The organism is Paraburkholderia sp. BGA-UO-ETr-F12 (assembly GCF_059567945.1).
In genome coordinates, this window is record NZ_JCAQOZ010000056.1 from 152,941 (window position 1) to 166,589 (window position 13,649).

The window sequence follows — 13,649 nt, forward strand, 5'->3', positions numbered from 1 at the left end:
TGGCGCGAGCCGGGTAAGCGGCATCGCAGATGCCGTCACCGTGTCGCGATTCATCTTTTTTAATTAGTGCATCTCGTGGAGAAATCATCATGAAGGCAAAATGGGCACTCGTATTTCTGGCGGCGTCGGCGTTCGGTGCAGTGTGCCAACAGGCCACCGCTCAGGTGGCAGGCGAACAGCCTATCGGCGTGAGCGTGGAGCAAACGCAACTGATCGTTGAAGGCTGGAGCGTCAAGAAAAGCCTGTTGGGCAAAAGCATCTATAACGACAGCGGCGAGAAGGTCGGCGTGCTGCACGACATCATCATTGCCCCGGACAACGCGGTGTCGTTCGGGATCGTCGCGGCGCACCAGTTTCTCGGCGTGTCGCAGCACGACGTAGCGATTCCGCTGTCGCAACTGGACTATGTGGACGGCAAGCTGATCTGGGCCGGCGCCACACGCGACGCGGTCAAGGCCATTCCCGCCTTCCAGTACTCGAAGGTTCGCACGGTGCCGATCGCCCGTAAGGACTTCGGTCATCACTGAGGCACGCGCCTGCGCGGCGCGGACGCGCGCCACGCAGGCTTGACGCTCCCCGGCTCCCGCCATGCGGGATGGATTGCGGCAGCGCAGCAGACTCGGCGCATCGCCTGAGACTCCTGTCAGACGGGCCTCCCAGCCTGAAAATGGGGTCGCGCCCGAGAAGCATTTTGGAAGGTTTAAGGAAAAATAAGTACCGCCGTTGAAGCGGGCTCGCGCATGATCACATCCAGATTGAAAGCTATCGCTCGCCGGTAGGTCTGAGTGTCATGTGCCTTGACAGCCCTGCTGGCTGTCATCCTGACGGACAGGCTGCCGGTATCCGCCAACGCATGCCCGCTTCGAAAGCCATGTCCACGCTTAACCCTTCCGCTTCGTTCAGTTGCCGTGCGACGGCGCGTTGATCCGGCTGCCATGAATACGCACCGGCGCGCGCTCCGCACGGTCCGCATCGATACCAATGTCGTGTCGATGCTGGCCGCCGTCGTCGCGTTCGTCGTGTTCGCAATCGACGCGTTTACCCCGCTCGATATCGCGGTCGCCGTCTTTTACGTCGTCGTCGTGCTGCTGGTCGCTTCGACGGGCAGCCGTGCGTCCACGCTCGGCGCCGCGTGGGGCTGCGTTGTGCTGACGCTGCTTGGCTTTGTGCTGTCGCACGACGGCGCCTATTCCAGCGGCGCGGTTGCGCGTTGCGTGGTGAGTCTGCTGGCGGTCGTCACCACCTCGATCCTTGCATTGAGAAACCTGACCGCGACAGCGACTTTGCAGGAGCAGGTCGAACTGCTCAACCTCACGCACGATGCGATCGTCGTGCACGATATGAACGACCGCATCACCTTCTGGAGTCGCGGCGCCGAGGCGCTCTACGGCTGGACCGCTCAGCAGGCGCTCGGCCAGCCGCTGCAAGAGATGACGCAGACGTCGTTTCCCGCCCCTTACGAGCAGATCCTCGACGAACTGTTGCGCACGGGCCGCTGGCATGGCGAGTTGCTGCGCGTGCGGCACGACGGGCGCGCCGTGGTGATTTCGAGCCGCGCGGCCTTGTGGCGCGACGCGAACGGCAGCCCGCGGGCGGTGCTCGCGACCAACAATGACATCACCGCGCGCAAGCGGGCGGAGCAGGCGCTCGAGCGCAGCGAGGCCTTCCTGCGTCACGCGCAGCGGCTGAGCCGCACCGGCAGCATTGCGCTGCGGTTTGCCGATGGCGAGATGTGGTGGTCCGACGAGGCTTACCGCATTTTTGATTACGCGCGGCAGACCGTGCCATCGGTCGAGGCCATCCTCGCACGCACCCATCCTGACGATCGCGTGCGTGTGCGTGGCGCGTTTGAACAGGCAGCGGCCGGCGTGCCGCAGGTCGATGTCGAACACCGGCTCGCGATGCCCGACGGCAGCGTCAAGCACGTGCATTACGTTGCCCATCTCACGACGACCCAGGCGGGCGAGCGCGAGTATGTCGGCGCACTGATGGATGTCACCGAGACCAAGCGCGCGCAGGAAGCGCTGGCGCGTTCCAACGACGAACTCGCCCACGTTACGCGAATTACCATGCTCGGCGAGCTGGCGGCCTCCATTGCGCACGAAGTCACGCAGCCGATCGCCGCGATCCTGACGTGTGGCGGCGCCGCGTTGCGCTGGCTGAACCGTCCCACACCGGAACTCAATGAAGCGGCGCAGTCGGTCGCGCAGATGATTCGCGACGCGAAGCGCGCCGACGAGGTGATCCAGCGCATCCGCGCAGTGGCGAAACGGCGCGACCGGCTACCGTCGATCGTGGATGTGAATGCGATCGTCAGCGAATCGATCGAGCTTGTGCGGGCCGAACTCCAGCGCCATCGTATCGAATTGCGCGTCGATCTTGCGGGGCGGTCGCTCACGGCGTGCTGCGATCGCGTGCAGCTGCAGCAGGTCATGATCAACCTGATTTTGAATAGCGTGCAGGCCATGGCCGAGGTCGCCGGACCGCGCAAGCTCACGGTCACGACGCGCCCGTTCGACGACGGGCAGGCCCAGGTGATCGTGCAGGACTTTGGTACGGGTATTAGCCAGGAAAGCGCCGGGAGTCTGTTCAATCCTTTCTTTACGACAAAAGCTGAGGGAATGGGTATGGGATTGTCGATCTGCCGTTCGATCGTCGAAGCGCACGGCGGCCGCATCTGGGCCGAATCGCCGCAAGCGGGCGGCGCCGTATTGCAGTTCATCCTGCCCGTTGATGAAGGGAGGCGTCATGAGCAGTAATGGGCACAACGAAATGGACATGGACACGGATAACAGTGCGAGCAACACCATGGTGTATGTCGTGGACGATGACGAATCGATGCGCGACGCCGTCCGCAATTTGCTGCGCTCGGTCGGCCTGAATGTGGAAACCTTCGGGTCTGCGCAGGAATTCCTCGCCTTCGACATGCCGGACGTGCCGAGCTGTCTGATTCTCGATGTCCGCCTTAAAGGCCAGAGCGGACTCGCGGTGCAGGAACAGATCTCGGCGAGCCAGTTAGGCTTACCGATCGTGTTCATGACCGCGCATGGCGACATCGCGATGACGGTCAAGGCCATGAAAGCCGGCGCCAAGGATTTTCTGGCCAAACCATTTCGCGATCAGGACATGCTGGACGCCGTTGCGAATGCCCTGGCGAGTGACGAGGAGCGCCGCGAGGCCTGCCGCTCCGTGGCGGATCTGCGGCGTTGCTACGATTCGCTGACGGCGCGCGAGCGCGAAGTCATGGCCTTTGTCGCTTCCGGTCTGATGAACAAGCAGATTGCGGGTGAAATGAACCTTAGCGAAATCACCGTCAAGATTCATCGCGGGCAGGCGATGCGCAAGATGGGCGCGCGCTCGCTTGCCGACTTCGTACTGAAGGCAGAAGCGCTCGGCATCAAGCCGCCGCAAGGCATGACGACACAGGCGCGTAATTCGCGCGTCTGACTCACGGCGCGCGATGCTACGCGGCTTGCGTACTGCGTCGCCGTACCCGGCAGCTATCGAATCTATACGCAGGTATAGGTCGTTCAACGCCGCGAGCTAAAGAAGCACGGCAGCTCCCGTTCGTTCCGACAAGCGTCGGCGCTCGTCAAGTCCGGGCGCGGCGCAGCGCTGCCTGCGCGCTTTGTGATGCGACTAAACCTGGATATGAAACGACCCAACCATTGGTCATTTCAGACAACCGTATGTAGGGCTAGTTGGACGAATTCCCATGCGATACCTTGGAGTCACTGCAGCGCCGCACTTGTTCGGCACTGTCTCACCACCTAACCGGATGACCAGATCATGATCAGCTCGTCGACGTTGTATCCCGACCCCGCGGCGGAGGTCGTCCGGAAGAGTTGGGTGAGCCCGATCGGCAAGGAGCGTCAATGGCGCTGCCCTGGTGGCGACCATGCCGATACGCCGCAGCGAGGCGGGATTCTCGCCGCGCGTTGGACCCGTAACGAGGCCCAACCGCTGGAGGTTGTCAATCCGGGTAGCGCTGCGCACCATTGCATCGCGATGAATCTCAAGTGCACGTCACTGACGTTCGCTCATGCCGGCAAGACGCTGGTTCGCGGACGGGTGACGGCGGGGGTCGCGCAGATCACGGCACCGGATGTGGCGTGCAACGCCGTGTTCGAGTCGCCGGCCGACGTGCTGCACCTGTTCGTCTCGCAGCAGGTGTTGGGCGAGTGTTTCGAGGACATGTTTGGCCGGCCGCATGCAGGCGAGATTCGCATCGACAACCCCAAGCTCGTGCGCGACCCGGCGCTGGAGCGCTTGGGTCAGGCGCTCGCCGTATCGCAATCTGACGACGCCGCGCTCGGCAAGGTCTTTACCGACAGCGTGAGTCTTGCGATCGTTTCGCGCGTAATTGCGCGGCATTTCACGGTGGCTGAGCGGCAGGCGCGTGAAGCGAGCGCGTTGCCGTCGTGGCGACTGAGCCGCGCGATTGAATATGTCGACGCGCACCTTTCCGAGTCGATTGGACTTGCCGATATTGCCAACAGCACGGGTCTGACCCGCATGCATTTCGCGTCGCAGTTCCGTCGCGCGACCGGCATGCGGCCGCACGAGTACCTGTTGCGGCGGCGGATAGAACATGCACAGCATCTTTTACTTGCGTCGAAACACAACGTGCTCGATGTTGCACTGAGTTGCGGTTTTCGGTCGCAGGCTCACTTTACGACGGTGTTCAAGCGCCTTGTTGGCGAGACACCGTATTGCTGGAGGGTGAAAGCGAATGTCGATCGTTAAGCAGATTCAGGCGTTTCTCGCTGTAAGCGAAGTATTCCTGCGGCAGTCCGACGCTGAATGGGCGAATGAGTACCGGCTGTCGCAGGGCGGTACGGATGGGGTGGAGGAGGATCGGGAGAAGCTCGAGCGTGACCGGATGCCTGACAGGGCATTTGGATTTGCGGTGTTTGGCGAAGCTGTCGCGATGATCAACAAGGTTATCTGAAACAGGAGTGCAATCATGCTGGCGAAAGCTGATTTTACTGACCCGTGGCTGCAGACCCTTGGGTTGTTGTCCGCTCTTTCAGGGGATATTGGCGGTGGTGCTGGCGAAGCGGCTGCCGCGAAGATGTTGGCGCCCGCAGCGCGGAAGGGGTGCCGCTTGCCGGTGATGGGGGAGCGGTTTGATGTGCGGGTTTATGTGATTGATCGGCCTACCCAGTCGACCGCGACGATTGTATGGCGTGATTCGATGCGCTGTTCTTATGGAGATCAGGTTTGGCACGCTAGTCGCGCTAGAACGGCCGGTGTTTGCGCGATGAGCGGGCGCGCTATTCGGCCGGGTGATGCTATTTATAAGCCCAGGCCTTGCAGGCCGGCGCCGCTTAATGCCGGGGCTATGATTCTTCGGGGTGTGGTGCATGCGGCGGTCGAGGAGTGAGGTTCGGGGTTTTTTTGCTCTCGGCAGTGCAGCCGTCTCGCCCAGTCGTGTGCGCTGCCACCCGCTTCCATCACAACAGTCGAAGGTGCGCGTCTAGCGAAGAACTCGAGAAGCGGTGTACGCTTTGAAGGGGTTCGTGCTGACACAACCTGGCCTTGGTCTGCAATACACCGCCAACAAATGTAAGCACACCGACAAAAAAATAACCGCAAAACAAGGCCCGCGGAGGCAGGGGCACAAAACTTCACTCTCCAGCCCGGACCCCACTCCCCATCACCTTCCCCCGAAAAATATAATACTGATACAAGTTGTACCCGATCATCACAGGAAAGATAACCCCAATCCCGATCAACATGAACGCCAGCGTCGGCGTATCCGACGCCGACTCCACGATACCGAGTTTCCCCGGCACAAAATCCGGAAAGAGGCTAACTGCAAGCCCGGCAAACGACAGAAAAAACAGGGCAACAGACGCCCGAAATGGTCCGCTGGAACTCCCGAGATACAACGCCCCCATGATGTAAGCAAAAGCCAACCCAGCCGCCACACCTAAAGCAATAAGCAAATGAAACACCCCGGGTTGAGTCCAGCGCTCGTGCCCCACGGCGCTAATAAACCACGTGGCGGCGGTCAGCACCACCGCCGCGGCTACGGTGACAAACGCGCTCAGCAAAGCGAGACGCCGCGACCATTGTTCGAGCGTACCGACGGTCCTCTTGACCAGATAAGTCGAGCCGAGCAACGAATAACCCGCCACCACGCCGACCGCCGAGACAGCGACGAACACGCCGCTCAACTCGCCGGGAGCCAGGCCCGTAAGCACCTTGCCGAGTATCACGCCTTGGGCGATCGCCGCGACGAGGCTGCCTATTCCAAACACCTTGTCCCAGAGCACGCCATGCGACACGCTATGACGAAACTCGATGGCGGCGCCTCGCATGATCAACCCCGCAATCAGAAGCATCACCGGCAGGTACAGATCCTGCAAGAGTAACGCATACGCATCGGGAAAGGCGCCGAACAAGGCGCCGCCAAGCACGACGAGCCATGTTTCGTTAGCGTCCCAGACGTGGCCGATCGTCTGCACCATGACGTCGTGATCCTCACGACGTTTGCGCAGCAGGCTGAGTATGCCGATGCCGAGATCGAAGCCGTCGGTGACGACATAAAACACCAGCATAAGGCCGATCAGGCCGAACCAGGTGATGGCGAGCATCGTGTGAGTTGTGTTATCCATGGGACTTCCTCGCAATGGGAATGATTCAGTACTCGGAGACAGCGGCCGCGCGCTCAGCTTCGAGCGGCGCGGGCGGATTCAATGTGAGGTCGGGGCCGGCGCGCAGCCAGTTGCGCGCGAGCACGAAGAATGTGCCGAGCAGCACCACGTAGAAAGCAAAGAACATCGCCATGCTCAGCGTCACCGACGACGCGGCCACCGTCGACACAGCGTCTTTCGTACGCAGCAACCCGTAGACAACCCACGGCTGACGTCCCACCTCGCGCACAATCCAGCCGGCTTCGACAGCCACATAGGGCAGCGGAATGCACAGCACCCATGCGAGCAGAAGTTTGCGTTGCGCGAGTAATTGTTCGAGATTGCCGCGTGTCTTGCGCAGGACGTAAGCGGTCCAGAACGCGAGCACCATGAAAGCGAAGCCGATGCCGGCCATTACGCGGAATGCGTAATAGAGCAAGGGCAGCATGGGCGGCTGGTCGGCGGGGGGGAAGTCGGTGAGACCCTTGACCGTGCCGTCCAGCGTATGGGTGGCGAGCACGCTCAACATGCCGGGCACTTCGATCGACCAGTCGTTACGCTGCGCCTGCTTGTCCGGCCATGCAAGCAGCGACCATGACGCGGCGGTGCCGGGCTTGTTCGTGATCCAGTGTCCTTCGATCGCGGCGCCTTTGGCCGGTTGCGACGCGAACACGCTGCCTCCGCTCGAATCGCCCAGCCAGATCTGGAGCGGCGCGACGAACACGAGCACCAGTAAAGCGATCTTGAACGAGCGCGCGAAGAATTCCGGATTGCGCCGCTTGAACAGATTCCACGCGGAAATGCCGGCGATCACGAACATGCCGGTTTCGATCGCCGCAACCCACATGTGCGTGACGCCCCACACCATATCCGGATTGAAGATCGCGGCAGCATAGTCGGTCACGATAATCTTGCCGTTCTCGACCGTCACGCCGGCCGGCGTTTGCATCCACGAATTGGCGACCATGATCCAGAATGCGGAGATGCTGGACCCCAGCGCGACCATGGAGGTGGCGAACAGATGCACGGCGCGCGGCACCCGTCCCCAGCCCAGCAGCATCACGCCGATAAAGCCCGCTTCGAGCATGAAGGCCATCGCGCCTTCGAAGCCGAGAATATTGCCAAAGAACTGGCCGCTGTAGCGTGAAAAGCCGGCCCAGTTGGTGCCGAACTGAAACTCCATCGGAATGCCACTGACTACTCCGACCGCGAAATTCAGTACCAGCAGCTTGCTCCAGAAGCGCGCGTGCCGGTAGTAACCGACCTTGCCGGTACGCAGCCACAGTACTTCGACGAGTACCAGGAACGCGGACAGGCTGATCGTCAGAATCGGCCACATGATGTGGAAAATGGCCGTCATCGCGAACTGGGCGCGTGATAGATCGAGTACGTTACTCAGATGCATGATGAGCTCCCGCGCTGCCGACGAGGGCCGCCTGATAAGTAGAGTCGGGACCGACCGCCGCCGCGCGCGCGATCTTCACCGGTACGGATTTGTATGAGGGGGTGCGACTTTTCGGATCGAATGCATAGAGCGGCACGAGCGGATTCGCCTCCGGGTAGTAAGCGCCGCAGCATCCGTCCGGCAGCGAATATTCGATCACCTTGAAGCTGCGGATTACACGCTCGATGCCATCGGCCGAGAGCGCGTACACATCGACGCGTTCGCCCGGATGCAGGGCACGCTTCTCGAGTTCACGAGAGTTCATGAAGATGACGTCACGCTGGCCGAAAACGCCGCGGTAACGGTCCGAATGCGAGTAGAGCGTGGTGTTGTACTGGTCGTGGCTGCGCATGGTGGTGAGCCACAATGCTTCCGGGTCGTTATGCGCGGGGTCTTCGTCGAGTCCTTTGAAGACGAGAAAATTCGCGCGGCCGGTCGGCGTGGTCCACACGCGTTCGCGTGCGCTCGAGGCGAGATGGAAGCCGCCCGGCACGCGAATCCGTTCGTTGTACGCCTGGAATATCGGATAGACGATTTCGATCTTGTCGCGGATACGGTCGTAACTTGCGACGAGATGTTCCCATTCGACGTGGGAGTCGGGGCCCAGCGTGGCGCGGGCAATGCCCGCGACGATCGCCGGTTCGCTCTTCAGATGGGGCGAGGCGGGTTCGTTGCGGCCGCCGGAGGCGTGCACCATCGACATTGAATCTTCGACGGTGATCGATTGCGGACCGTCGGCCTGCACATCGATCTCGGTGCGCCCGAGACAGGGCAGAATCAACGCATCCTTGCCATGCACCAGGTGGCTGCGATTGAGTTTGGTCGCGATATGAACCGTCAGGTCGAGCTTGCGAATCGCCGCCTGCACGCGAATCCAGTCCGGCACGGCCGCCGCGAAATTGCCGCCGAGCGCCATGAATACCTTGGCGTCGCCACGCATCATCGAGTCGATCGTGGCGATCACGTCGTGGCCGTGCGTTGCCGGCGGCCGGAAGCCGAAGGCCCGTTCAACGCCGTCAATCAGTGCCGGCGAAGGCTTCTCCGTGATGCCGACGGTCCGGTTGCCCTGCACGTTCGAATGCCCGCGTACCGGGCACACGCCCGCGCCGGGCCGGCCGATATTGCCGCGCAGCAGCGCCAGATTGGCAACCTGCTGGACGTTTTCCGTACCGCGATGATGCTGCGTCAGCCCCATGCCGTAGACCAGAATCACGTTCTTCGCTTGCATGTAGATATCGGCGGCATTTTGAATGTCGCCGCGCGACAGGCCGCTTTGGCGAACGATTGCGTCCCAACTGGTGGCGCGCAGATCGGCGAGCAGTTCGCCTATGCCGTGCGTATGCCCTTCGATGAATGCGACATCGAGCACACGGGGGGCGTCGGCGGCGAGCGCGGCGTCGTCGGCTTCGACGATCGCTTTCATCATGCCTTTGAGCACCGCGACGTCGCCGCCGACGCGGACCTGGTAGAGAAACGAACTGATCTGCGTAAAGCCGAGGGTAGCCATTTCCACCGGATTTTGCGGCGACGCGAAGCGTTCCAGCGCCCGTTCACGAAACGGATTGAACGACACGATCTTCGCGCCGCGCCGCGAGGCGCTATGCAGATCGCTCATCATGCGCGGGCTGTTGGTGCCGGGATTCTGGCCGAAGATGAAAATCGCGTCGGCTTCCTCGAAATCGTCCAGCAGCACCGTGCCTTTGCCGACGCCGATCGATTCCGGCAGGCCGACGCTGGTTGCCTCGTGGCACATGTTCGAGCAGTCGGGAAAGTTGTTGGTGCCGAACTCGCGCACGAAGATCTGGTAGAGAAATGCGGCTTCGTTGGACGCGCGTCCCGAGGTATAGAAATCCGCCTGATCGGGGCTGTCGAGACCGTTCAGATGTTTCGCGATCAACGCGAAGGCATCGTCCCATTCGATCGGCAGATAACGGTCGGAGGTGGCGTCGTAAGCCATCGGGTGAGTCAGACGGCCGGCCATTTCCAGGTCGTAGTCGTCCCAGGCAGTCAGTTCGGAGACGCTGTGCGCGGCAAAGAAGTCGGGCGTACAGCGATAGGCCGTGGCTTCCCACGCTACCGCCTTGGCGCCGTTCTCACAGAACTCGAACGACGACGTGTGCTTCGCGTCAGGCCACGCGCAGCCCGGACAGTCGAAGCCTTCCGGCTGGTTCATCCGCAGAAGCGTCTTGGCGCCGGAGACGGCCACGCCTTGCAGCGCGAGCGCCTCGCCGGTTGCCTTCAGCGCACCCCAGCCTCCGGCGGGTTCGCTGTAAATGCGGACGGTTTTTTTGTTGGCCATGGGCGTTTCCCTAATGTTTCGTTGAGGAACTTAGGGTGAAAGCATGGGCTGCCGTCGACGCCGCCTCTTGTTGAAATGCCCGTCCGTTTCGGATTCGCACGCCGTCGACGCACGCCGTCGAACGCACGCCGGATGCGCCGTGCGTCCGATGGCGCCATGGACGCGCCGTGCATTTTCGAAAGCTCGCAGTCGATCTGGAAAGATTGGCCGATCGCCTCGACACACAATGGGTTCAACCGGCGGGGCCGCGAGAAGTCGACGCGGGGGAGGGGCGCCGCGTTCCTCGCGGTCTGTTCCGCGCCGATGCCTGAGTTCACCGGAGCAACCACTATGCGATATCTGGACAATTCGACCCATGACATCAGCGGCAGCAATGCAAGACTTCAGCGGGACGCCGACGGGCTCGACCTGCCGGACTGGCGCGCGACCGCTCTGGCGCCCGCCGAACCCGCCGTCCTTGGACGATGGACGCGCTGGGTGGTCATTGCGACCGCCGTCTGGTCGGTCATCGAGTTGCCGTTTGAAATCTGGGTCAGCACCTCCGCCCGCAACGCACTGGCCTGCGTCACGGCAAAGCTGCTGTGGGTCGCGCTGGTGGCCTTCGTTCTGGCCGGCAACCGGGTGGCGCGCATCGCCTTCGCGGTTCTTTGCACGATCGGTCTGATGGCGGTGGCGTTCGGGTTGCCTGCCGAATATCGGATGTTCCCGGTGGGGTTCGTGCTGTCTTCGGTGGAGTGTGTCTTGAAGGCGACGGCCTTTGTTTGCCTCGTTTCCGCCGGCATCTATCCCGACGAAGCGTGATCCGTCAGGTGCCGCCGAGGCCGCGTCACGTCCAGTTCTTCCAGTCTTTGATTTTCGTGTAATGGCCGTGCACGCGAGGTTCCGAACGTAGCGTGGGTAGCTTTGCCATGCCGATATGAGGCTGTTTCGGCCCGTTGCACTCCGTGGCATGCACGCATTGCTCCGGCTGGCGCCGTGACGACTGCGCTGCCGGTTGCAGCGGTGACTGCGATTGCGACGGCACGGCGGCCGGATTGCGTGCTTCGACCGCAAGCCGTTCGAGCGGCAGTTGCGCATCCCACCCCGCCTGGTCGACCGCCTGCCTGAAGCTAACCGCCCGAGGCGGGCTCGACGCGCCGCAGACGGCGAGCGCCACACAGACGACGGCGGCCGCATAGCCGTAAGCGGGTCGATACCAGACTGCTTTTTGAGCTTGCATGATGGGTTCTCCGGGCGCCGACGGCGAAGGGCTGCGTCGCTGAATCGATGAAGGCTGGGTTGTCGAGAACCAGTATCCCGGGCCGACCCGGCTCGATCTTTCGCCTCAGCACGGTGACTTGTCGATTCGCACTCAAGTGGTGGCGTCGCCGCGCAAGGGCGGTGGCCGCGGGTGTGCCCCCCTGAGCGGCATCCAGCCGGACGTATGCCGGAGTCATACCAAAGTATGGCGCCCGGCATGTGGCCTGCAGGATGACCCTGCCGGAGGCTGGCGCCGGCGTTTGCCGGTCGCGCGGAAGCAGGTGGGACAAGGCAACCGCAGGGGCACCCACCGTATCCCTATGGATAATAGGCTCGGATGATATTCCCGACTAGTATGGGTCTAACGACGCAAGTCTGCGCACCGGCCGCGTTGGTGCAATGGGTGAAGTATTCAAACGTGCCCGTCCCGCTAATCAACCAGGCGTGAGAGCAGCATGATAATGATCGGTCGACTGACAGTGTCGCTGGAAACGCGCGAAGTGTACCTGGAGGACCGTGTGCTCCAACTCGGCTCGCGTGCATTCGATATCCTCGAACTGCTGATCCGTGCAGAGGGGAAAACGGTCACAAAAGACGAGATTTTTCGGCATGTGTGGCCGAACTCGGTCGTAGAGGAAAACAATATTCACGTCCAGCTGTCGGCGCTCAGGAAGATTTTCGGGGGCGACAGTCAGGTGATTCGAACGATCTCCGGTCGCGGCTACCGGCTGACCATGCCAACCGAGACGCCTGATCCGGTCAGCGCGCTCACTAGCGCTGCTGCCATGCAAACCGGCACGCCGCGCCTCGCGCGCTTGCCGGTTTGCCATACGCCGTTGATCGGACGCGATGAGGCGATCGCTGAAATCACCCGCGCGCTGAAGGGAACGCCGATCGTCACCTTGCTCGGCCCGGGCGGCATCGGCAAGACGCAGCTCGGCATTGCGGTCGCGAGGGCAATTGCGGCCGTGTCGGACATGGAAGTCTGCTTTATCACGCTGGCCTCGGTGGACAACGCCGAGGGCGTCGCCAGCGCGGTGGCCAAAGCACTGGGCATGGCGTGCCCGGAGGGCGAGATCCCGCTGCAATCGATAGTCGCCGCGATTCGCGGCCGCAAGCTATTGGTCCTTTTGGACAACTGCGAGCATGTGATCGAGGCCGCGGCAACTATTTGCGAGCCGCTCGTTCAGGCCTGCGCGGACCTGCGCATTCTGGCGACGAGCCGCGAGCCGCTACGGACCCGGGATGAAAAGTTCTATTGGCTTGCGCCGCTCGATACGCCTGACGCAGACGCCAACTCGCAGGCCATTCTCGCCTGTAGTTCGGTCCGTGTGTTCCTGGCGCAGATGAGCGGGCTCAATTCGCCGGTCGAAATCGACAGGAGCGGTCTCGAGATGGTCGCGACGATCTGCCGCCGGCTCGACGGCGTGCCGCTCGCGCTTGAGCTGGCTGCGGCCCGGGCCGCGGTCTTCGGCATTCGCAAGCTGGTGTCCGAGCTGGACGACCGCTTCCGGGCGCTGACAGGCGGCCGCCGGACTGCACCGGCGAGGCAACAGACGCTGGAGGCTGCGCTCGACTGGAGCTACCAGCTTCTCAACATGACGGAGCGCGTGGTGCTGCAGAGGCTAGGCGTTTTCTCCGAGCGATTTACGCTGGAGGCGGCCTGCGCGGTGGCGGCGTGCGGGCGGCTGTCGCGCAACGACGTGACGGAAGCAATCGTAGGCCTTGCCTCAAAGTGTTTTCTCATGACGACCTTCGACAGCAAGATCAAGGAATACTTCCTGCTGGAAACCACGCGTGAATATGCGCTGCTCAAGCTGTACGAATCGGACGAGATGGACGAAATCCTCGCAAGAAAAGCGACCTGTCTGGCGTCGGCTGAAGAGCAGCTGTATGGGCGGGTTTTTAGCGCAGCGTCGCTCGGCGGCTCGCCTGCAATGGATGCCGTCGCGGCGCGTTGAGAGCGGTATGAGCCGCGGTCTGGAAAGGAGCGTTAGATGCTGAGTCTCATGTACCATGACGGCAC

12 protein-coding genes are annotated in these 13,649 nt (G+C 62.2%); 8 read left to right on the plus strand and 4 right to left on the minus strand.

The window, feature by feature from the left end:
* The first annotated feature begins 89 nt into the window (after positions 1–89).
* The 6 genes from AC57B6_RS24645 to AC57B6_RS24670 all read left to right on the plus strand — a co-directional run bounded on the left by AC57B6_RS24645 (position 90) and on the right by AC57B6_RS24670 (position 5,386).
* Positions 90–527 (plus strand): PRC-barrel domain-containing protein, encoded by a 438-nt coding sequence (locus tag AC57B6_RS24645; RefSeq protein ID WP_028194223.1) that lies wholly within the window; start codon positions 90–92, stop codon positions 525–527.
* A gap of 408 nt (positions 528–935) precedes the next feature.
* On the plus strand, positions 936–2,759 hold the full coding sequence (locus AC57B6_RS24650) for a PAS domain-containing sensor histidine kinase (protein WP_496422274.1): 1,824 nt from the start codon (positions 936–938) through the stop codon (positions 2,757–2,759).
* The gene (locus AC57B6_RS24655) at positions 2,749–3,447 is read left to right on the plus strand and encodes a response regulator transcription factor (RefSeq protein WP_102857526.1); all 699 of its coding nucleotides are present in this window, start codon (positions 2,749–2,751) and stop codon (positions 3,445–3,447) included. Before AC57B6_RS24650 ends, AC57B6_RS24655 begins: the two co-directional genes overlap by 11 nt.
* A 342-nt stretch (positions 3,448–3,789) precedes the next feature.
* Positions 3,790–4,746 carry a helix-turn-helix domain-containing protein gene (locus AC57B6_RS24660; protein ID WP_281664553.1) on the plus strand — a complete coding sequence of 319 codons (957 nt, stop codon included), beginning with the start codon at positions 3,790–3,792 and terminating at the stop codon, positions 4,744–4,746.
* Entirely contained in the window at positions 4,733–4,951 is a 219-nt protein-coding gene (locus AC57B6_RS24665) for a hypothetical protein (RefSeq protein ID WP_028194219.1), read from the plus strand. Before AC57B6_RS24660 ends, AC57B6_RS24665 begins: the two co-directional genes overlap by 14 nt.
* Before the next feature lie 15 nt (positions 4,952–4,966).
* Positions 4,967–5,386 carry a DUF3331 domain-containing protein gene (locus AC57B6_RS24670; protein ID WP_030099206.1) on the plus strand — a complete coding sequence of 140 codons (420 nt, stop codon included), beginning with the start codon at positions 4,967–4,969 and terminating at the stop codon, positions 5,384–5,386.
* 244 nt (positions 5,387–5,630) lie between these two features.
* Here AC57B6_RS24670 and AC57B6_RS24675 read toward each other — a convergent pair whose 3' ends face one another.
* The 3 genes from AC57B6_RS24675 to AC57B6_RS24685 are packed head-to-tail and all read right to left on the minus strand — an operon-like array spanning position 5,631 to position 10,384.
* The gene (locus tag AC57B6_RS24675) at positions 5,631–6,623 is read right to left on the minus strand and encodes a cytochrome d ubiquinol oxidase subunit II (protein ID WP_496422275.1); all 993 of its coding nucleotides are present in this window, start codon (positions 6,621–6,623) and stop codon (positions 5,631–5,633) included.
* Between the two features lie 25 nt (positions 6,624–6,648).
* Positions 6,649–8,046, minus strand: coding sequence for a cytochrome ubiquinol oxidase subunit I (locus AC57B6_RS24680; protein ID WP_030099349.1), 1,398 nt, complete (start codon positions 8,044–8,046; stop codon positions 6,649–6,651).
* Positions 8,033–10,384, minus strand: coding sequence for an FdhF/YdeP family oxidoreductase (locus tag AC57B6_RS24685; protein ID WP_496422276.1), 2,352 nt, complete (start codon positions 10,382–10,384; stop codon positions 8,033–8,035). The genes AC57B6_RS24680 and AC57B6_RS24685 overlap by 14 nt, the downstream gene beginning before the upstream one ends.
* A 156-nt stretch (positions 10,385–10,540) precedes the next feature.
* On the opposite strand from AC57B6_RS24685, the gene AC57B6_RS24690 reads away from it, so the two are divergent.
* Positions 10,541–11,185: a hypothetical protein gene (locus AC57B6_RS24690; protein WP_496422277.1), complete on the plus strand. Its 645-nt coding sequence runs from the start codon at positions 10,541–10,543 to the stop codon at positions 11,183–11,185.
* Positions 11,186–11,210: 25 nt separating this feature from the next.
* On the opposite strand, the gene AC57B6_RS24695 is transcribed toward AC57B6_RS24690, so the two are convergent.
* Complete coding sequence (locus tag AC57B6_RS24695) at positions 11,211–11,603, minus strand: hypothetical protein (protein WP_496422278.1); 393 nt, start codon at positions 11,601–11,603, stop codon at positions 11,211–11,213.
* Positions 11,604–12,084: 481 nt separating this feature from the next.
* Here AC57B6_RS24695 and AC57B6_RS24700 point away from each other — a divergent pair, with 481 nt between their 5' ends.
* Positions 12,085–13,584 (plus strand): ATP-binding protein, encoded by a 1,500-nt coding sequence (locus tag AC57B6_RS24700; RefSeq protein ID WP_496422279.1) that lies wholly within the window; start codon positions 12,085–12,087, stop codon positions 13,582–13,584.
* Positions 13,585–13,649: the final 65 nt, after the last annotated feature.